This is a genomic window from Burkholderiales bacterium, from assembly GCA_035560005.1.
Classification (GTDB): domain Bacteria; phylum Pseudomonadota; class Gammaproteobacteria; order Burkholderiales; family Eutrophovitaceae; genus DASRFY01.
Genome location: DATMAN010000054.1, coordinates 81,647 through 100,917, shown reverse-complemented (window position 1 = coordinate 100,917; position 19,271 = coordinate 81,647). Strand labels below are relative to the sequence as shown.

The 19,271-nt window shown below is 66.9% G+C and carries 18 protein-coding genes; 13 read left to right on the top strand and 5 right to left on the bottom strand.

Going from position 1 to position 19,271, the window contains the following annotated elements; all coding sequences use genetic code 11:
* Positions 1 to 28: 28 nt before the first annotated feature.
* Together VNM24_07800 and VNM24_07795 are read left to right on the top strand one after the other, a co-directional pair.
* Positions 29 to 745, top strand: coding sequence for a DUF72 domain-containing protein (locus VNM24_07800; GenBank protein HWQ38502.1), 717 nt, complete (start codon positions 29 to 31; stop codon positions 743 to 745).
* Positions 746 to 1,002: 257 nt separating this feature from the next.
* Positions 1,003 to 1,350 carry a YnfA family protein gene (locus VNM24_07795; GenBank protein HWQ38501.1) on the top strand — a complete coding sequence of 116 codons (348 nt, stop codon included), beginning with the start codon at positions 1,003 to 1,005 and terminating at the stop codon, positions 1,348 to 1,350.
* A 58-nt stretch (positions 1,351 to 1,408) separates the two neighbouring features.
* Here the strand turns inward: VNM24_07795 and VNM24_07790 are convergent, their stop codons facing one another.
* A complete protein-coding gene (locus tag VNM24_07790) occupies positions 1,409 to 1,795 on the bottom strand; it encodes a GFA family protein (protein HWQ38500.1) in 387 nt (128 codons plus the stop codon).
* A 20-nt stretch (positions 1,796 to 1,815) separates the two neighbouring features.
* On the bottom strand, positions 1,816 to 3,024 hold the full coding sequence (locus VNM24_07785; protein HWQ38499.1) for a mandelate racemase/muconate lactonizing enzyme family protein: 1,209 nt from the start codon (positions 3,022 to 3,024) through the stop codon (positions 1,816 to 1,818).
* A 142-nt stretch (positions 3,025 to 3,166) separates the two neighbouring features.
* Here VNM24_07785 and VNM24_07780 point away from each other — a divergent pair, with 142 nt between their 5' ends.
* Positions 3,167 to 4,207 carry a nitronate monooxygenase gene (locus VNM24_07780; protein ID HWQ38498.1) on the top strand — a complete coding sequence of 347 codons (1,041 nt, stop codon included), beginning with the start codon at positions 3,167 to 3,169 and terminating at the stop codon, positions 4,205 to 4,207.
* Here VNM24_07780 and VNM24_07775 read toward each other — a convergent pair.
* Together VNM24_07775 and VNM24_07770 are read right to left on the bottom strand one after the other, a co-directional pair.
* The gene (locus VNM24_07775; protein ID HWQ38497.1) at positions 4,204 to 4,512 is read right to left on the bottom strand and encodes a chaperone modulator CbpM; all 309 of its coding nucleotides are present in this window, start codon (positions 4,510 to 4,512) and stop codon (positions 4,204 to 4,206) included. The genes VNM24_07780 and VNM24_07775 overlap by 4 nt on opposite strands.
* Complete coding sequence (locus VNM24_07770; GenBank protein HWQ38496.1) at positions 4,505 to 5,458, bottom strand: DnaJ C-terminal domain-containing protein; 954 nt, start codon at positions 5,456 to 5,458, stop codon at positions 4,505 to 4,507. The genes VNM24_07775 and VNM24_07770 overlap by 8 nt, the downstream gene beginning before the upstream one ends.
* A gap of 111 nt (positions 5,459 to 5,569) precedes the next feature.
* On the opposite strand from VNM24_07770, the gene ftsH reads away from it, so the two are divergent.
* Positions 5,570 to 7,417 carry an ATP-dependent zinc metalloprotease FtsH gene (gene ftsH, locus VNM24_07765; protein ID HWQ38495.1) on the top strand — a complete coding sequence of 616 codons (1,848 nt, stop codon included), beginning with the start codon at positions 5,570 to 5,572 and terminating at the stop codon, positions 7,415 to 7,417.
* Positions 7,418 to 7,430: 13 nt separating this feature from the next.
* Here ftsH and VNM24_07760 read toward each other — a convergent pair whose 3' ends face one another.
* Complete coding sequence (locus tag VNM24_07760) at positions 7,431 to 8,402, bottom strand: LysR family transcriptional regulator (protein HWQ38494.1); 972 nt, start codon at positions 8,400 to 8,402, stop codon at positions 7,431 to 7,433.
* 135 nt (positions 8,403 to 8,537) lie between these two features.
* Here VNM24_07760 and VNM24_07755 point away from each other — a divergent pair, with 135 nt between their 5' ends.
* The 9 genes from VNM24_07755 (at position 8,538) to VNM24_07715 (ending at position 19,233) form a co-directional block, all read left to right on the top strand.
* Positions 8,538 to 9,806, top strand: coding sequence for a ribulose-bisphosphate carboxylase large subunit family protein (locus VNM24_07755; protein HWQ38493.1), 1,269 nt, complete (start codon positions 8,538 to 8,540; stop codon positions 9,804 to 9,806).
* Positions 9,806 to 11,179, top strand: a complete 1,374-nt coding sequence (locus VNM24_07750) for a four-carbon acid sugar kinase family protein (protein ID HWQ38492.1) — start codon at positions 9,806 to 9,808, stop codon at positions 11,177 to 11,179. The genes VNM24_07755 and VNM24_07750 overlap by 1 nt, the downstream gene beginning before the upstream one ends.
* A gap of 69 nt (positions 11,180 to 11,248) precedes the next feature.
* A complete protein-coding gene (locus tag VNM24_07745; protein HWQ38491.1) occupies positions 11,249 to 12,085 on the top strand; it encodes a phosphogluconate dehydrogenase C-terminal domain-containing protein in 837 nt (278 codons plus the stop codon).
* Positions 12,086 to 12,183: 98 nt separating this feature from the next.
* Complete coding sequence (locus tag VNM24_07740; GenBank protein ID HWQ38490.1) at positions 12,184 to 12,579, top strand: hypothetical protein; 396 nt, start codon at positions 12,184 to 12,186, stop codon at positions 12,577 to 12,579.
* Between the two features lie 16 nt (positions 12,580 to 12,595).
* A complete protein-coding gene (gene ilvD / locus VNM24_07735) occupies positions 12,596 to 14,293 on the top strand; it encodes a dihydroxy-acid dehydratase (protein HWQ38489.1) in 1,698 nt (565 codons plus the stop codon).
* A gap of 40 nt (positions 14,294 to 14,333) precedes the next feature.
* Positions 14,334 to 16,220, top strand: a complete 1,887-nt coding sequence (locus VNM24_07730; protein ID HWQ38488.1) for a TRAP transporter large permease subunit — start codon at positions 14,334 to 14,336, stop codon at positions 16,218 to 16,220.
* A complete protein-coding gene (locus VNM24_07725; protein HWQ38487.1) occupies positions 16,217 to 17,308 on the top strand; it encodes a TRAP transporter substrate-binding protein in 1,092 nt (363 codons plus the stop codon). The genes VNM24_07730 and VNM24_07725 overlap by 4 nt, the downstream gene beginning before the upstream one ends.
* A 31-nt stretch (positions 17,309 to 17,339) precedes the next feature.
* Complete coding sequence (locus VNM24_07720) at positions 17,340 to 18,380, top strand: 3-keto-5-aminohexanoate cleavage protein (protein HWQ38486.1); 1,041 nt, start codon at positions 17,340 to 17,342, stop codon at positions 18,378 to 18,380.
* A gap of 85 nt (positions 18,381 to 18,465) precedes the next feature.
* Positions 18,466 to 19,233 carry an SDR family NAD(P)-dependent oxidoreductase gene (locus VNM24_07715; GenBank protein ID HWQ38485.1) on the top strand — a complete coding sequence of 256 codons (768 nt, stop codon included), beginning with the start codon at positions 18,466 to 18,468 and terminating at the stop codon, positions 19,231 to 19,233.
* Positions 19,234 to 19,271 lie beyond the last annotated feature (38 nt).

Sequence of the window (19,271 nt, the reverse complement as noted above, 5' to 3'; positions counted from 1 at the left end):
CTTTCTTGCTTGGCGGGGTAATCCCCCAATGGAACAGTCGAGACTCCTCGCCGGGGCCAGCGGCTACTCGTACAAGGAGTGGAAGGGCGGCTTCTATCCTCGGGACATCAAGCCGGACGCCATGCTCGCGTACTACGCACAGCGCCTGCCGACGGTCGAAATCAACAACACCTTCTACCGCATGCCCAGGACGGAAGTGCTCGAGACCTGGGCGCGAGCCACGCCCGAGAGCTTCCGTTTCGCGATCAAGGCGCCCCAGCGCATCACGCACGTTTCACGGCTCAAGGCCGACAGCGCCGCCGATTCGGTCGTCTATCTCTACGGCAATCTCGCGGCCCTCGGGGCCAGGCGTGGGCCGGTGCTGTTCCAGCTTCCGCCCTTCCTGAAGAAGGACCTGCCGCGCCTGAGCGAGTTTCTCGAACTGTTGCCGGAGGGGCATCGGGCAGTGTTCGAGTTTCGCAACGACAGCTGGTTCTCGGACGATGTGTACGACGCGCTCAAGCAGGCCGGAGCGGTGCTCTGCCTCTCCGAGCGCGAAGACAGCACGCCCCCACCGCTGGTGCAGACCGCTCCATGGGGCTATGTCCGCCTTCGCCTGGAAACCTATTCCGATGCCGATCTCGAACAGTGGGCGCGCAAACTCTGCGCCACTGCGTGGCGCGAGATCTACGTCTACTTCATGCACGAACCCACCGCGCCGGCCTACGCGCAGACCCTGATGGGGATGGTGGAGTCAGGCCGCTAGCCGGCGGGGCGTGTGGCCGGAGTGCTTTCACGACGGGTCGGACACGAGGAGGCTGCGTCTTGTCGCCCTCGGGCTGCTCGCCGATGTCGCTGTCTCCATTGTGCAGACCGAAGACTTGCGATGAAATCCTCTTCGGCTTCGATCAGCCGCTGCAGCAAATGAGGTGCGACGTTCCAGCGCTCCCGCCTCCGGTGACGACCGTGACCGTTTTCTTGTTGTAACGGAAGATCGGCGCCGCTCAGGGTAACATCGCAGCCATGCAATTCGACGTTATCACGAGCGTCAGACTGATCGGATTGTTCGCGATCACCGCCGTTGCGGAGATCGTCGGCTGTTACCTCCCTTACCTCTGGCTCAAGCAAGGCAAGAGCGCCTGGCTTCTGCTGCCTGCCGCCGGGAGCCTTGCGCTGTTTGTCTGGCTGCTCACACTGCATCCCCATGCGGCGGGCCGTGTATACGCCGCCTACGGAGGCATCTACGTTTCCGTCGCCATCCTGTGGCTTTGGGCAGTAGAGTCTGTACGGCCCACGATGTCCGACTTCATCGGGGTGGGCATCTGCATCGCCGGCATGCTGGTGATCATGCTTGGCGGCCGGCATGACTGATCGTTCGACTGGTCAGGGGTGAGCCTCCAATCGTGGAGGCGCCGGCGTTTGAGGTTGCCTACTCCGCCGACAGGCCGCGCAAGGACGAACCCGTCCGCTCCCAGTTGCGTCCGTCGAAGGGTGCGACGTTCAGCGCCAGATCCGGGTAGCCGTCGAGGCAGCGCACGTTGACGCTGTAGCCGTCCGGGTTGGAGCGCGGCACGTAGAAGGACTTCACGCCGCAGACCCGGCAGAACAGATGCCGGGCAACACCGGTATTGAAGGTGTAGGTCTGCAAGACGCCTTCCCCCGACAGCAGCCGGAAGCGCGACTTCGGCACGATCAGATGCAGGAAGCCGGTGCGGATGCACATCGAGCAGTTGCATTCGAGCGCTTCGATCGGTTCGGGCGTGTCCACCTCGTAGCGCACCGCGCCGCAGTGGCAGCCGCCCCGGTGGGTCTTCATGATTGCGATACCTCGTGAATTCAGGCCTTGCGCCCGTAGTCGAGAAGCCCGGCGGTGGCTTTCGGCGGATGCGCGCGGATCGCCTCTTCCCTGGGTTCCGTACCCCAGCCCGGGCGGTCGGGCAGGACCAGACAGCCGTCCACGATCTCCGGCACATGGGTGTAGAGCTCATGGTCCCAGGCGATGCGGTCGATGTCGGTCTCCAGGATGCGCAGGTTGGGTACGGCGGCCGCGAAGTGGGCATTCATCATCGTGCACAGATGGCCGTAGAAGTTGTGGGGTGCGACGTTGACTTCGTGCGCCTCCGCGGCAGCGGCGATCTTCATCGATTGCCACACGCCGTTCCAGGGCGCATCCACGATGGCCACATCCATCGCCTGCTCACGGAAATAGGGCAGGAACTCGCGCAGGCCGAGCAGGGTCTCGCAGGAACTGATGGGGTGCGGGCTCTGACGGCGGATGTAACCCAGTGCCTCGGGGCTGAAACTGTCGATCTCGACCCAGAAGAGATCCAGATGGGCGGTGGCGCGCAGGATCTTGAGGAAGCCTTCGGTCTTGGCGTTGAAGTTGAAGTCGAGCAGGATGTCCATGTCCGGCCCCGCGCCATCGCGCAACGCCTCCAGATGCATCACCAGGTTGCGCAGCACGTTGCGCTCGACATTGAGTTCCGGAGCGAATGGCACGCCGAAACCCGGCCGCCAGCCGCTCGCGCTTCTGCCATCGGCGTCGTAGGTGAAGATGTTGGTCTTGAGCGCGCTGAAGCCTTTCTCGCGCACTTCGCGTCCCAGAGCCTTGACGCCATCCAGATCGCTGACGGCGGGCTTGTAGTACTCCGGGTGGTTAATGCGCCAGGTCGCGCAGTGCGACCAGTACACGCGAATGCGGTCGCGGATCTTGCCGCCCAGCAGTTCGTAGACCGGAACACCCAGCGCCTTGGCCTTGGCGTCGAGCAGCGCGTTCTCGATCGCACCCATCGCCAGCGCGATGACGCCTCCAGAGGCCGGGCGGGTCGCACAATGGAGGTCGGCGAAGATGCGTTCGTGGTTGCCGACCTCCTGGCCGACCACGCGCGCGGCGAGGCGCTGGATGGCCGTGCTCACGCCCGGGGCGCCGAATCCCTCGTCGAACTCGCTCCAGCCCACCGGACCGCCCTCGGTGGTGAGCTTCACGAAGTAGTAGTTGCGCCAGCCGGCATCGCAGGACAGGGTCTCGATGCTTTTTACCTTCATGGTTCTTCTCCTCCTCTCGAACCCGCGCGACAATCGCAAGACGCCGGGATAAGCTCGCGCAGAATACCGCCTTTCCCGGATCGCAGAGCGCAAGGGGCGCGAGCCCGCAAGACGGATTATCCGACCACCCTGCGAGGATGCGATGAAACTGACCGAACTCCTGGGCACGGAATTGCCGATCATCCAGGCGCCGATGGCCGGGGTGCAGGGCTGCGCACTGGCGGTGGCGGTGTCCAATGCCGGCGCGCTGGGTTCGCTTCCCTGCGCGATGCTCGACGTCGAGGGCATGCGCGCGGAATTGACGACGCTGGCGGCGCAGACCTCGCGGCCGTTCAACGTGAACTTCTTCTGCCACTCGCCGCCCGGCATCGATCCCGAACGCGAGGCGCTGTGGCGGCGGACGCTGGCGCCCTATTGCCGCGAATTCGGCATCGCCCCCGAGTCGGTGCCGCCGGCCGGCCCGGGTCGCACGCCCTTCGGCACCGAGCTGGCGGATGCGCTCGATCCGTTTCGGCCGGCGGTGGTCAGTTTCCATTTCGGACTTCCGGCCCCGGAACTGGTCGCACGCGTGAAGCGCTGGGGTTCGAAGGTCCTGGGCTCGGCGACCACCGTGGACGAAGCGCGCTGGCTGGAAGCGCACGGCGTGGACGCGGTCATTGCGCAGGGCCTGGAAGCCGGCGGGCATCGCGGCATTTTCCTGACCGACGACCTGACCACGCAGGCCGGCACGTTCGCGCTGGTGCCGCAGATCGTGCGGGCGGTGAGGTGCCCGGTGATCGCGGCCGGAGGAATCGCGGACGCCAGGGGCGTGGCCGCGGCGCTCGCGCTCGGTGCCGCGGGCGTGCAGGTCGGCACCGCGTTCCTGTTGTGCCCGGAGGCGACCACCAGCCGCGTGCATCGGGCGGCGCTCAGGAGCGACGCGGCACGCCACACCGCGCTGACCAATCTGTTCACCGGCCGGCCGGCGCGCGGAATCATGAACCGGATCATGAGGGAGCTGGGGCCGATCAACAGCGCGGCGCCGGAGTTTCCGCTCGCCGTTTCGGCCATTGCGCCGCTGCGGGCCAAGGCCGAAGCCGCGGGCTCCGCCGATTTCTCGCCGCTGTGGTCCGGCCAGAACGCGAGCGCGTGCAAGGAGGTGCCCGCGGACCGGCTCGTGCGGGAGCTGGCCGGCGCGCTCTAGAGCAGTCCTGCGCGCCGCAGCCGCGCGCGCAGGCTGTCCACTTCTTCCAGCAGGTCGGCTACCAGGGCAGCCAGTTCCGGCACGGCCTCGAAGTCGCGTTCGATCGCGTGCATGCGGCGCACGCGGCGCAGCTCGGCGGTGGAGAAGCGCCATTCTTCCTCGCTCGGCCCTGGAACCGGGATCAGGCCTTCCTGGATGCGGGTGAGCAGCCATTCGCGGCTCACCGCCGCGACACGGGCCACCTCATCGAGCGTGAGACAGGCCTCTTCGAGCAGGCGACCGGCGAGGATCTCGTCGTCAGACATGGTCCTGAGCGCTGTGCTCGGCGCGCGGATCGAAGGCGAGATCGCGGGCCATCGCTTCGTAGATCGCCCTTGCCTTCGGCGTGTCGGCGGGCGGGAGCACGACCTGGAGTTCGAGCAGCAGGTCGCCCGGCGGCGAGCTCGGTATGCCGTGTCCGCGCACGCGCAAGGCGCGTCCGCTCTGCGCGCCGGGCGGGATGCGGACCTTGAGGTTGCTGCCATCGGGCAGTGCGACGGGCACCACGGCGCCGAGCGCGGCTTCCCACGGCGCGACCGGAAGGGCGACGTGCAGGTCGCGCCCCTCGACGCGGAAACGCGGGTGCGGCCTGAAGTGGACTTCCAGCAGCAGGTCGCCGGGCGCCCCGCCACCGAACCCGGATGAGCCCTGGCCGGCGAGGCGGATCATCTGTCCTTCGCGCACGCCCTTGGGAATCTTGACGTTGAGCGTGCGGGTCGTGACCGTGACGCGGCCGTGCTCGTCGGTGGCCGGCACGCGCAACTGGATCTCGCGGGTCGCACCGCGAAAGGCGTCTTCGATGTCGAGCAGCACCTTGGCATGGTGATCTTCGCCGCGCGCCTGAAAGCCATGACGGGCGCGACGGCCACCCATGCGGCCGAACAGCTCGGCGAAGAAGTCGCTGAAGTCGGCAGCCTCGGCCTGCGAGAACCCGGGTCCGGAGAACTCGAATCCCACGTCCCAGTCGGGCGGCGGCCGGAACTCCTCTCCCGGACGGTAGCCGCGGCCGAGCTGGTCGTAGGCGGCGCGCTTTTCGGGGTCCGAGAGCACCGCGTACGCCTCGTTGATTTCCTTCATCCGGCGCTCGGCGTCCGGCTCCTTGGAGACGTCGGGATGGTACTTGCGCGCGAGCTTGCGGTAGGCCTTCTTGATCTCCTCCGCGGTGGCTTCGCGTGAAACCCCGAGCGCCTGGTAGTAGTCTTTGAATTCCACGTTGTTGCCACCAGAATCGAGAAATGCGCCCCTAGTTTACGGCCTTCGATCGCGCTATGCTCGCCCGAGCGGCGGCGAACAGGCAACGCAGCTCTCGATCAGGAGCGTCCGATGCAGGAACAAACCCGTTGGAACGTCGGCTACTGGATTCTCGCGCTGTTCATGTTCCTCATGCTGCAGAACCTGTGGCAGACCAGCCGTCAGGTCGAGCCGGTGCCCTACAGCGAATTCGAGCGCGCGCTGTCCGAAGGACGCGTAGCGGAGGTACTGGTCTCCGACAGGACCCTGACCGGGAAACTCAAGTCGCCGGACGAGAAGGGCAAGACGGTCATCGTGGCCACGCGGGTCGAACCCGATCTCGCCGAGCGGCTGTCGCAATACGGCGTGCCTTATACCCGGGTCATCGAAAGCACGTTGTTGCGCGACCTGCTTTCCTGGATCGTGCCGGCGTTGGCCTTCTTCGCGGTGTGGTACTTCCTGTTCCGGCGTTTCGCGGAAAAGCAGGGCATGGGCGGCTTCATGAGCATCGGCAAGAGCCGGGCGAAGGTCTATGTCGAGAAGAACACCGGCGTGACGTTCGCCGACGTGGCAGGGGTGGACGAAGCCAAGGAGGAGCTGAAGGAAGTCGTCTCCTTTCTGAAGAATCCGCAGGAGTACGGACGCCTCGGCGCGCGCATTCCCAAGGGCGTGCTGCTGGTCGGGCCCCCGGGCACCGGCAAGACCCTGCTCGCCAAGGCGGTGGCGGGCGAAGCCGGCGTGCCGTTCTTCTCCATTTCCGGTTCGGAGTTCGTGGAGATGTTCGTCGGGGTGGGGGCGGCGCGCGTGCGCGATCTGTTCGAACAGGCGCGCGCCAAAGCGCCGGCCATCATATTCATCGACGAGCTGGATGCGCTGGGACGCGCGCGCGGCGCGGCGGGGCCGATCGGCGGCCACGACGAGCGCGAGCAGACGCTGAATCAGTTGCTGGTGGAAATGGACGGCTTCGATTCCTCCAGCGGGCTGATTCTGCTGGCCGCCACCAACCGGCCCGAGATCCTGGATCCGGCGCTGCTGCGCGCGGGACGTTTCGACCGCCAGGTCCTGGTGGACCGCCCGGACAAGACCGGCCGCGTGCAGATCCTCAAGGTGCACGCGCGCAGAATCAAGCTCGCCCCCGACGTGGACCTGGAGCAAGTGGCTGCGCTCACCACCGGTTTCTCCGGCGCCGATCTCGCCAACCTGGTCAACGAAGCGGCGCTCGCCGCCACGCGCCGCGGCGCGCAGGCGGTGGCATTGGAGGATTTCACGCACGCGATCGAGCGCATCGTCGCCGGGCTGGAGAAGAAGAACCGCGTGCTCAATCCGCGCGAGCGCGAAGTGGTCGCCTATCACGAGATGGGCCACGCGCTGGTGGCGCTCGCGCTGCCCGGGACCGATCCGGTACACAAGGTGTCCATCATTCCGCGCGGCATCGGCGCGCTCGGTTACACCATCCAGCGCCCGACCGAGGATCGCTATCTCATGACGCGCGAAGAGCTGGAGAACAAGATCGCCGTGCTGCTGGGCGGGCGCGCGGCGGAAAAACTGGTCTTCGGCCGGCTGTCCACCGGGGCGGCGGACGATCTGGCCAAGGCGACCGACATCGCCCGCGACATGGTGACGCGCTACGGGATGGAGGAGTCGCTGGGCTACATCTCCTACGAGGCGCAGCCGCCACGCTTTCTGGACGTGCCGGGCATGACCCAGGGCGGCTGCCGGGTGAGCGAATCCACCCAGAACCGCATCGACGAGGCGATCCGCGCCATCGTGATGGGTGTGTTCGAACGCACGCTGCGCATCCTCTCCAACAACCGCGCACTACTCGAGCGCTGCGCGCGCGCGCTGCTCGAGCGCGAGACCCTGGACGAGGCCGCGATCCGCGAGCTGACCCGCGACCTGCAGCGCGCGGAGGTGCCTGCACCCGTGGTGGCGGTGCGCTAGCGCGGGGCGAAGCTTAAACCTTTCCTCGTTCCGGCGCCGCCGAGCTCTTCTTTGCCCGCCGGAGCGCGGCGCGCCGATTGGCGCGCGCGGGCTCCGTGGGCGCGTCACGCTCGCTCTCGTTCAGCTCGTCGGTCAGCCATTTGCTGAGCGCTCGCACGTCCGAGCGCGAGATCACATGCGGCGCCAGCCACAGGACCAGCTTGTGGGGGCCTTCCACGAAGCCAAAGGGCGCGACCAGCTTGCCGGAGCGCAAATCGTCGAGCACCAGCATGCGGGGCACCGGCGCGATGCCCAATCCGCAGATCGCCGCCTGAATCATCAAGTAGAAGTGGTCGTACTGTTCGTGGGCAACCAAGCCGGAACCGTCATGGCCCAATGCCGCCGCCCACTCCGCCCATGCTTTCGGCCTGGTCCTGGGCGCCAGCCGGCGGGCGGCGGCCAGATCTTCGAACGATCGGATGCGCGCCGACCGCAGGTATTCCGGCGAGCACACCGGTCCCACCCGTTCCACCGTGAGCTCGCGCACGACGACGTCCGGAGGCGGCTCGATCATCGAATTGCGGATTGCGACGCCGATCTTGTCGCGCACCACATCGATCCGGCCGTAGTTCATGTTGAACTGCAGCTCGACATCCGGGTGCTTCTCATGGAAGCGCGCGATTCTGGGGATGAGCCAGTACATCATGATCGACGTCGAGCAGGACAGTGTCAGCGGCCCGGGCTTGATCTGCTCGATGCTGGCCGCAATCGTGTTGAACGCCGCCGCCAGACCCTCCGCCAGACGCGCACCCTCCGGCGTGGGATCGGTCGAGTGCGCACTGCGGTTCAGCAAGGTCACTCCGAACGCGTCCTCCAGCGATCTGATGTGGCGGCTGACGGCGCCGTGAGTGACCGACAGCTCCTTCGCGGCGGCGCTCATGCTCCGCAGCCGCACCGTGGCTTCAAACGCCCGCAGCGCATTCAGGGAAGGTCTCGGCGTTGGCATGGCGAACGGTGATCTTGTGAGGTTTTTTCACAGGCGGGAGATTTTAAATCGTTTGCCGCGCTCTATGACCCCTCTTAGGATTCGCGTCATCCATTCCTGCTCAAAAGTCACAGCGTTGGCGAGGATGACACTCCCATGAGCGAAGAGCGCGTCAGAGCGACTTATCTGATCGAGACGCCGCACTCCCTCGCACACGCGGCGGCGGTCATCGCGGGAGAGCAGTCGAGCGGCACCTTTGTCTCGGTGCCCGGGGAGACCAACGAGTTGAAGGAGCGCTTCGGGGCGCAGGTGCAGAGCATCGAGCCGCTGGACACCGTCGAGGTGCCCAGCCTGCCGGGCAGCAAGCCGCCCCGCTCGCAGGGTGCGCGCCCGGTGTATCGGCGCGGACGCATCGTCGTCTCCTTTCCGTTTCACAACTTCGGCCCGTCGCTGCCGGCGCTGCTGGCTGCCGTGGCAGGCAATCTCTACGAACTGCAGGAACTGTCCGGCATCCGGCTCGAGGATCTCGAGCTGCCGCCGTCGTTTGCGGCGCGCTATCCGGGGCCGGCCTTCGGGATCCACGGCACGCGCGGGCTCGCACAGGTGCACGGGCGTCCCCTCATCGGCACCATCATCAAGCCCAGCATCGGGCTGTCGATCGAAGCGATCGCGAAACTCGTGCACGACCTGGCCATGGCCGGGCTCGACTTCATCAAGGACGACGAGTTGCAGGCAGACCCGCCCTATGCGCCGTTTGCCCGGCGCGTGGCCGCGGTCATGCCGCAGATCGAGCGGGTCGCCGACAAGACCGGCCGCAAGGCCATGTACGCGTTCAACATCACCGGCGACGTGGATCACATGCTGCGAAGCCATGACCTGGTCAGGAAACACGGTGGCACCTGCGTGATGGTGAACATCAACAACGTCGGAATCGCCGCGGTCGCGCACCTGCGGCGGCATTGTGAACTTCCGATCCACGGCCACCGCGCCAACTTCGGCGCCATGTCCCGGCACCCGCTGCTCGGAATCAGCTTCTGCGCCTATCAGAAGATCTGCCGCCTGGCGGGTGTGGACCATCTGCACGTGGGCGGCTTCAACAGCAAGTTCTATGAAACCAACGAGGAAGTCGGCAGATCGATCATCGATTGTCTGACCCCGATGTTCGGCGACTATCGCGTCATGCCCGCGATCTCCTCGGCGCAGTGGGCGGGTTCGGCGGTCGCGATTCATGCGGCCACTCAGACCATCGATGTCATTCACCTCGCCGGCGGCGGGATCATCGCGCATCCCGGAGGCACCGCGGCCGGCGTGCGCAGCATGCAACAGGGCTGGGAGGCGGCGCTTGCCCGGGTATCGCTGGAAGAGTATGCGGCCAGCCGTCCGGAGTTGCGCGCTGCGATCGAGAAGTTCGGAGGGCGAGACTGATGGCGGACGCGCCGCAACTGCTGCTCGCGTTCTACGGCGACGACTTCACGGGTTCCACCGACGCCATGGAAGCGCTGGCCTTGTCGGGCCTGCGCACCGTGCTGTTCTTCGCGCCCCCGTCGGCGGCCCTGCTGCGCGAGAAGTTCTCCGATCTGCGCTGCCTGGGCGTGGCTGGCACCAGCCGCGCGATGTCCCCCGCGGAGATGGACGCAGAGCTCGAGCCGGTCCTGGCCAAGCTCTGGTCGCTGCGTGCCCCGCTCACCCATTACAAGGTGTGCTCGACGTTCGATTCTTCGCCGGAAGTGGGCAGCATCGGACACGTCGCCGACCTTGCGCGCCGTTCGCTGCTCTCCGGCCAGACCATTTCGGTCCTGGCCGGCGCGCCGCCGCTGCGGCGCTACACGGTGTTCGGAAATCATTTCGCCGCCGCCGGGGAGGAGGTGTATCGCCTGGACCGGCATCCGACCATGTCACGCCATCCGGTCACGCCCATGCACGAGGCGGATCTGAGGTTGCACCTGGCGCAGCAGACCAAGGCCCGCATCGCGCTGATGAGCCTGCCGGAACTTGCCGGCGATCCGGCGCAGGTGGACGCGCGGCATGCCGGCAAACTGCGCGATCGGCCCGACCTGCTGCTCTACGACGTGCTGGACGACGAGAGTCTGCGCACGGTGGGGCGGCTGATCTGGCAGGAGGCGCAGCGCCAGCAGCACTTCGCGCTCGGTTCCTCGGGCGTCGAGTACGCGCTGGCCGCGCACTGGAGGCAGAGCGGCCTGATCTCCAGGCAGCGCGTCAGCTTCGCGCCGGTGAAGCCGGTCGGGCAGTTGCTCGTCGTTTCCGGCAGCGCTTCGCCGATGACCGCGCAGCAAATCGCGTGGGCCGCGCAGCACGGCTTCGACTGCATTCGCATGCCGACCGAAGAGCTGGTCAGCCCGCAAGCGGCGGATGAGGCGCGCCGCCGGCTGGTCGAGAGCGGCCTTCGGTGTCTCGGCGCGGGCAAGAGCGTGCTGCTCTACTCGGCGGCCGGACCCGACGACCCGAGCATCCGGGCGACGCGCGAACGACTGGCGGCCGAGGCGGGCAACGCTGGACCGGGCTACGCGGCCAGAGTGCTCGGCACTCAGCTCGGCCGGGCCGCGCGCGAGCTGCTGGAACGAACCGGTCTGCGGCGCGTGGTGATCGCGGGGGGAGACACGTCCAGCTACGCCACGCAGGAACTCGGGTTGTACGGACTGGAAATGCTCGCCGAGCTCACGCCGGGCGCGCCGCTCTGCCGCGGCTATTCGAACGATCCGAAGTTCGACGCACTGGAGATCGCGCTCAAGGGGGGCCAGATGGGCGGGCCCGACTATTTCGGAATGGCAAGAGGCTGACGCTGCGCCGTACGGGCCGTGCGCAGGCGGGCAGGGAACAGGGTCTTTTCTAGCTGAGGAGTTGCGACGATGAAGAAAGTGGCCATTATCGGGGCGGGCGGGAAGATGGGCTACCGCGTGTCCGCCAACCTTAGGAACGCGCCCTATCAGGTCAGCCATGTCGAGGTGAGCGAAGCGGGGCGCGAACGGCTCAGGAAGGACCTCGGCATCACTTGCGTCGACGCCGACACGGCGTTGCGCGACGCGGACGTGGTGATCCTGGCGATCCCGGACAACCTGATCGAAAAGGTGACCCGCCAGCTCACCGGGAAATTCAAGAAAGGGGCGACGCTCATCGCCCTGGACGCGGCCGCGCCGTTCGCCGGCCATCTCCCCGAGCGCGAGGATCTGACGATCTTCGTCGCGCATCCGTGCCATCCGCCGATCTTCAACGACGAGACCGATCCCGAGGCGAGGCGCGACTACTTCGGCGGAATCAAGGCCAAGCAGGCCATCGTGTGCGCGCTGCTCCGCGGCGACGAAGCCAACTTCGCCCTGGCCGAGGACGTCGCCAAGCGCATGTATGCGCCGGTCACCCGTTCGCACCGCGCGACGGTGGAGCAGATGGCGATCCTCGAGCCGGTGCTGTCCGAGACCGTGTGCGCCACCTGCCTGACCGTCATCCGCGAAGCCACCGACGAGGCCGTGCGCCGGGGCGTGCCGGAAGCCGCCGCGCGCGATTTCATCCTCGGGCATCTGAACGTCGAGCTGGCGATCCTGTTCGACCAGCTCCCGGGGGTAAGAATGTCGGATGCGGCCAACAAGGCGGTGGAGCGCGCCAAGAAGGAGATCTTCGCCCCCGACTGGAAGAAGGTATTCGAGCGCGACGCGATTGCCGAAAACATCCGCATGATCACCTCGGTCTGAACGCCGGCGCGCGCGGTGGTGGGCCGGCGACGGCCGGTGAGCGGCACGATGAACAACTGGCGGCGGCGCATGGCGCCCGCGCCCGATGGAGGACTGGAATGCTGAAGCAGGAAGTGGCGAGGGGCAAAGGCGGCCGGGTGATTCTCATGGACTCGATCACCAAGGTCGAATCCGAGGATGAGGGCGCGATCGTCGTCTGCGCATCGCATGGCGGCACGAGCTCGGGCGAGTTCGCCCTCGAAGTTCCACTCAAGGCGGTGATCTTCAATGACGCCGGCGTGGGCAAGGACAACGCCGGCATCGCCGCGCTGGAGATGCTGCAGAAGCGGGGCATCCCCGCGGCAACCGTGGCGCACACCAGCGGGCGCATCGGAGACTCGATGGACATGTGGCAGAACGGCGTGCTCTCCCATGTCAACGCCGCCGCGCGCAAGATCGGCCTGGAGGCGGGGGCGAAGTTGCGCGAAGCACTGACCGCACTGGTCTCGCGCTAGGCGCACGGCAGCCTCCATGGCCTTCGATCCGAGACACAGGAGCCGCCGGCTGCTCGACGGGCCCGACCGGGCGGTGGCGCGCTCGATGATGAAGGCCGTGGGCTTTACCGACGCCGATCTCGCGCGGCCGCAGGTCGGGGTGGCGCACTGCTGGATCGGAACCATGCCGTGCAACTGGAACCACAGGCAACTGGCGCAGCGTGTGATGGAGGGCGTCCGCGTGGCCGGCGGAACGCCGATCGAGGTCAATACCGTCGCGATCAACGACGCCATCACCACCGGCACCGAGGGAATGAAGACCTCGCTGGTGAGCCGCGAGATCATCGCCGATTCCGTGGAGCTCGTGGCGCGCGGGCACATGTTCGATGCGATCGTCACCATTTCGGGCTGCGACAAGACCATTCCCGCCATGGGCATGGTGCTGGGGCGTCTGGACATTCCCGGCCTCACGCTCTATGGCGGCTCGATCCGATCCGGCGCCTGCGCGCGTCCCAACGCGCTGTTCGGCGGCCGCAGGCTGACGATCCAGGATGCCTACGAAGCGCTGGGCGCGTTCAACGCCGGCCGGATTTCCGAGGAGGAGTTCAAGGACGTGGAGGATCACGCCTGCCCCGGAGCCGGCGCGTGCGGCGGGCAGTTCACCGCCAACACCATGGCCACCGCATACGAGATGCTGGGCATCTCGCCCATGGGATGGAACGACGTTCCGGCCACGGACCCGGCCAAGATGGATGTCGCCTTCGAGTGCGGCAAGTTGGTGATGGAACTGCTGCGCAAGGGGGCGAGGCCGCGCTCGCTGGTCACGCGTCGCAGCTTCGAGAACGCGATCAGCGGCGTGATGGCGACCGGCGGCTCGACCAACGCGGTGCTGCACCTCCTCGCCACCGCGCACGACTTCGGCGTGCCGCTCGCGCTCGAGGACTTCGACCGCATTTCGCGGCGCACGCCGGTGCTGGCCGATCTGCGACCCTGGGGCACCTACACCGCGCCCGAGATGTACGAAGCGGGCGGCATGCGGCTGGTGGGCAGGCGGCTGCTCGAGGCCGGTCTGTTGCATCCCGGCGAGTTGACCGTGAGCGGGCGCACGCTGGGAGAGGAGGTCGAGCACGCTTCCGAGCCTGCTGGGCAGAACGTCATCCGGCCGCTGTCGCGGGCGCTGAAGATGGAGGGCGGGCTCGCCATCCTGCGCGGCAATCTCGCCCCGGGCGGTTGCGTGATCAAGCTCTCGGGGCAGAAGAAGGCCCTGCACCGCGGGCCGGCGCGGGTCTTCGAGTGCGAGGAAGATGCGTTCCAGGCGATCAAGGACGGCCGCATCCGGCCGAACGACGTGATGGTTCTGCGCAACGAGGGGCCCCGCGGCGGGCCGGGCATGCGCGAGATGCAACTGGTCACGGGCGCGTTGCAGGGCGCGGGACTGGGCGAGACGGTGGCGCTGATGACCGACGGGCGTTTCTCCGGTGCCACGCGCGGTTTTGTCATCGGCCATATCGTGCCGGAAGCCGCGGAAGGCGGACCGATCGCGGTCCTGCGCGACGACGACGTCGTCGTCATCGACGTGGACAATCGCCGGCTGGACCTGGACCTGAGCGAAGTGCAGTTGCGCGAGCGCCTCGCGCAGTGGAAGGCGCCGGCTGCGCGTTACACCGGCGGAGTCCTGGCCAAGTATGCGCGGCTGGTGGCCGACGCCTCGCACGGTGCGGTGACCGACCTCTGAAGCGCATTTCCTCGATTGCGCCCCCTGCCACGGAAAAAAGATGAGCACGCACTCCGAGTACGCCGATCCGTCCGCCACCTCCGCACCCCCGGTGGGCGCCCCGCAATGGCTGGTATCGGTCGAGAAGGCGGCGGGATCGGCGGTCGAAGCGATCGCCGCGCTGCTGGTGATGGCCGAAGTGATCATCCTGTTCGCGGGCGTGCTCTCCCGGTATGTCTTCCATCAGCCGCTGCTGTGGTCCGACGAGCTGGCCTCGATGCTCTTCCTGTGGCTGGCGATGCTGGGGGCGGTGGTGGCCTTGCGCCGCGGCGAGCACATGCGCATGACGGCCGTCGTAGGCAGGGTATCGCCGCGGGCTCGCGTCTTTCTCGAAGTGCTCGCCATCGCTGCCGCCCTCGCGTTTCTGGCGCTCGTGCTCTATCCCGCTTACGAATTCGCCCATGACGAGCTGGTGATCATCACGCCGGCGCTGGAAATTCCGAACGCCTGGCGCGCCGCCGCGCTGCCCGCTGGCAGCGCGCTGATGCTCCTGTTCGCTCTCATGCGGCTGCTGGAAGCGGGCAACTGGCGTCTCATCGCCGGCGCGGCTGCGCTGATCGGACTGGGCATCGGCGGGTTGCTGCTGCTGCAGCCGGTTCTCTTCGAGCTGGAGAACGTGAATCTGCTGATCTTCTTCGTCGGCATCGTCGCTTTGAACGTGTTCGCCGGGGTGCCGATCGCCTTTGCCTTCGGGCTCGCGACCTACGGCTACCTGGCGCTCACCACCACGGTCCCGATGACTGCGGTCGTGGGACGCATGGACGAAGGCATGTCGCACCTGATCCTGCTCAGCGTTCCCTTATTCGTCTTTCTCGGCCTGCTGATCGAGATGACCGGCATGGCCCGGGCGATGGTCGCGTTCCTCGGCAACCTGCTGGGTCACGTGCGCGGCGGCCTGCACTACGTGCTGGTCGGCTCGATGTATCTGGTGTCGGGCATCTCGGGCTCCAAGGCCGCGGACATGGCGGCGGTGGCCCCGGTGCTGTTTCCGGAGATGCAGCGCCGCGGCGCGAAGAAGGGCGACCTGGTGGCCCTGCTTTCCGCCACCGGCGCTCAGACGGAGACCATTCCGCCCAGCCTGGTCCTGCTCACCATCGGTTCGGTGACCGGCGTCTCCATCGCGGCCTTGTTCACCGGCGGCATGCTGCCCGCGGTCGTGATGGGCCTGGCGTTGTGTGCCCTCGTCTGGTGGCGTTATCGCAAGGAGGACCTGTCGCACGTCAAGCGTGCAAGCCGCGCGCAGATCGTGCGCGCGCTGGTCATCGCCGCGCCGGCGATCGCGCTGCCCTTCGTGATCCGCGCCGCGGTCGTGGAAGGCGTGGCCACCGCCACCGAGGTGTCCACCATCGGCATCGCCTACTCGGTGATTGCCGGGCTGCTCATCTACCGGCAATTCGAGTGGCGACGGCTGCTGCCCATGCTGGTGGAGACGGCCTCCCTTTCGGGGGCGATCCTGCTCATCATCGGCGCGGCCACGGCGATGGCGTGGTCGCTCACCCAGTCGGGTTTTTCCCAGCAGCTGGCCGAGGCGATGACCAATCTGCCGGGCGGAGCCCTGGGCTTCATCGCCGTGTCGATCGTGGTCTTCATCGTCCTGGGCAGCCTGCTCGAGGGCATTCCGGCGATCGTGCTGTTCGGACCGCTGCTGTTTCCGATCGCGCACCAAGTGGGCGTGCACGAAGTGCACTACGCGATGGTCGTGATCCTGGCCATGGGCATCGGGCTGTTCGCGCCGCCCTTCGGCGTCGGCTATTACGCCGCCTGCGCCATCGGCCGGGTCAACCCGAACGAAGGCATTCGCCCCATCCAGGGCTACTTGCTGGCGCTGGTCATCGGGCTGATCGTAGTGGCGGCGGTGCCGTGGATCTCGATCGGCTTCCTGAAATGACCGGAAAGCCGACAATCGGAGTGATGGAAATGGGAATCGAGAACGTCGCACCTCAACCCGCCCTCCAACCTGGTGCGGTAACCCGGCGCCGCGTGCTGAGCGCCGGCGCCGCGTTGCCGCTGTTCGGGATCATCGCCAGCCGGGCTTCGGCGGCGCGGCCGAAATACCGGTTCAAGTTCGCCGGCAACCTGCCCATGACGCACCCGATCAACCAGCGCGTGCACGAGATCCTGCCGAAGATTCTCGAAGAATCCGGCGGCAGGCTGGAAGTGCGCATGTTCCCGAACAACCAGCTCGGCGGAGACTCCGACATGCTGTCGCAGTTGCGCAGCGGCGCGCTGGAGATGTTCGTGCTGTCGGGCACCAACGTGCTGTCGACCCTGGCCAGGCAGACCTCGCTGTACGGCGTGGGCTTCGCCTTCAAGAACTACTCCCAGGTGTGGGCGGCGCTCGACGGCGAGCTGGGCGCGTTCCTGCGCGGGGTGATCGCGAAGATCAAGCTGCATGCTTTCGAGAAGCTGTGGGACATCGGCTTTCGCCAGATCACGAGCAGCACCAGACCCATCCTGACGCCAGAAGACCTGAAGGGCTTCAAGATCCGGGTGCCGGTCAGTCCGCTGTGGACATCCCTTTTCCAGCATCTGGGCGCGGCGCCCACCTCGATCAACTTCAGCGAGGTTTACTCGGCGCTGCAAACGCGCATCGTCGACGGCCAGGAGAACCCGCTCTCGCTGATCCTGATCTCCAGGCTCTACGAAGTGCAGAAGCACGTCTCGATCACCAACCACATGTGGGACGGCCAGTTCACGCTGGTCAACGGCCGCGTCTGGAACTCGCTTCCCGAGGACTTGCAGGAAATCCTGGCGCGCAACTTCAACGAGGCGGCGCTGAGGGAGCGCGAAGACCTGGTAAAGATCAATCAGAACGTCGAGGGCGAACTGAAAAAGCTGGGCCTGCAGTTCCACCAGACCGACCAGGCGGCGTTTCGAGCGGCCGTGTCGAAGTCCGGCTACTACAAGAAGTGGAGAGAGGCCTTCGGCCAGGAGGCCTGGAGCGTGCTCGAGAAATACTCGGGCCCTCTGGTCTGAGCGCAGTTCCTTCGTGGCAGGAGAACCGACAATGAAGAACCGATGCGAAGCAGGCACCGCGACGCTGGGTGAACAGCGCGCCGCAGATCGCCGGCGCTTTCTGAAGTCTGCATGCGCACCGCTGCTGATGGCGGCACTGGGCGCTCTTCCGGCCGCTGCCGTCGCGCAGCGAGCCGGAAGACGGGTGGAAACACCCGGCAAGACCTGGATCGAAGTGTCCTTGAACGGGCCCTGGTCTCGCGACCGGCAGCCCGGGATCCCGATCTCCGTCCGGGACATCGTGGCAGAGGGGATCGCCTGCGCACGGGCCGGGGCGGCGATCGTCCATGTGCACGCCTACGACGAGAAAACCGGGCGGCAGAAGGACGACGCCGACCTGTACACCGCCATCATCGAAGGGATCCGCGAGAAAGAAGACGTGGTCGTGTATCCCACACTGCCTTTTGCCGGCAGCGTCGATGCCCCGCAGATGATGACGCCGCAGCAGCGCTATGCGCACACCGAAACGCTGTGCAAGCGCGGGCTGCTGGAATGGTCGGTCGTGGACCCGGGTTCCACCAACATCACGCGGCTGGCCGACATTCCCAAGGGCACGGAGGGCTTTGTCTATGCCAACCCTGAATCCCATATCCGGCTCGGCCTGGAACTCGCCGTTCGCTATCGCTACCACCCGGGCTACGCGCTCTACGAGCCGGGATTCGTGCGCCTGGGGGCGGCGCTCGAGCGCGCCTATCCGCAGGTGCCGCAGTGCATCTACCGTTTCATGTTCTCGGATGGCCTGAGCTTCGGTTTTCCGCCCAGGCGCTACGGGCTGGATGCTTTCCTGCAACTGCTGGCGGAAGAAGCACCGCACGCGCCCTGGATGATCGCCGGCCTGGACGTGGACATCACGCCGTTGATCGTCTACGCGGCCGAACGCGGCGGTCACATCCGGGTCGGCCTCGAGGATGCGCCCTTCGGCACAACGAAGACCAACGTACAACTGGTCGAGCAAGCCGTGGGCCTGATCCGATCGGTGGGCAAGGAGCCCGCGACGATCCGGGAGATCCGGCAGGCGCTCGGGCGCGCGTGACGCCTTGCGCCGCGTTCGGCGGGCATGCCGGCGCACAGCCCGCCCGCAGCACCCGATCCGGTCGCGCTGTTAGCAGAGAGCATTGATGGCATCCACACACTCGCCGCAGCGCATTGCGCTGGTCACCGGAGCCGCCAAGGGCATCGGCGCCGCCATCGCGGATGTGCTCGCGGCGCAGAACCTGCATGTGCTGATCGGCGACATCGACGGGGCGCAGGCGCGCGAGAAAGCCGAGTCGCTCCAGCGTGCCGGATTCAGGGCGTCGGCGCTGCGGCTCGACGTGGGCGACCCTGCCTCGATCGGCGAGGCGTTTGCCGCCATCGATCGCGACCACGGCCGCTGCGACATCGTGGTCAACAACGCCGGTATCGCCAAGACTTTTCCTTTCCTCGAGTTCCCGCTGGATGCCTGGCAGGCGCACTTGAACATCAACCTGACCGGCGTGCTGCTGTGCGCGCAGCACGGCGCGCGGCGGATGAAGCAACAGGGCTGGGGGCGCATCGTCAACATCGCGTCGGTGGCCGGCCTGCGCGCGGTCGGGGTCGGGCGCACGGGCTACGGCACGTCCAAGGCCGCCGTCATCGGCCTGACGCGCCAGATGGCGGTGGAACTCGCCGAGCACGGCATCACGGCGAACGCGGTGGCGCCCGGGCCGGTGGACACGCCGATGACGCGGGTGCTGCACAGCCCGCAGTTCCGGCAGAGCTATACCGACGCGATCCCCATGCGGCGCTACGGAACGCCCGAAGAGATCGCCGCGGCGGTCGCCTACCTGGTGTCCGACAGCGCCGCCTACGTGACCGGCATCGTGATCCCGGTCGACGGAGGCTTCCTCGCTTCCGGTGCACGCTGAGCCTGGCGCACAGGAGATTTCAAGCCCGCGCCTGTCGG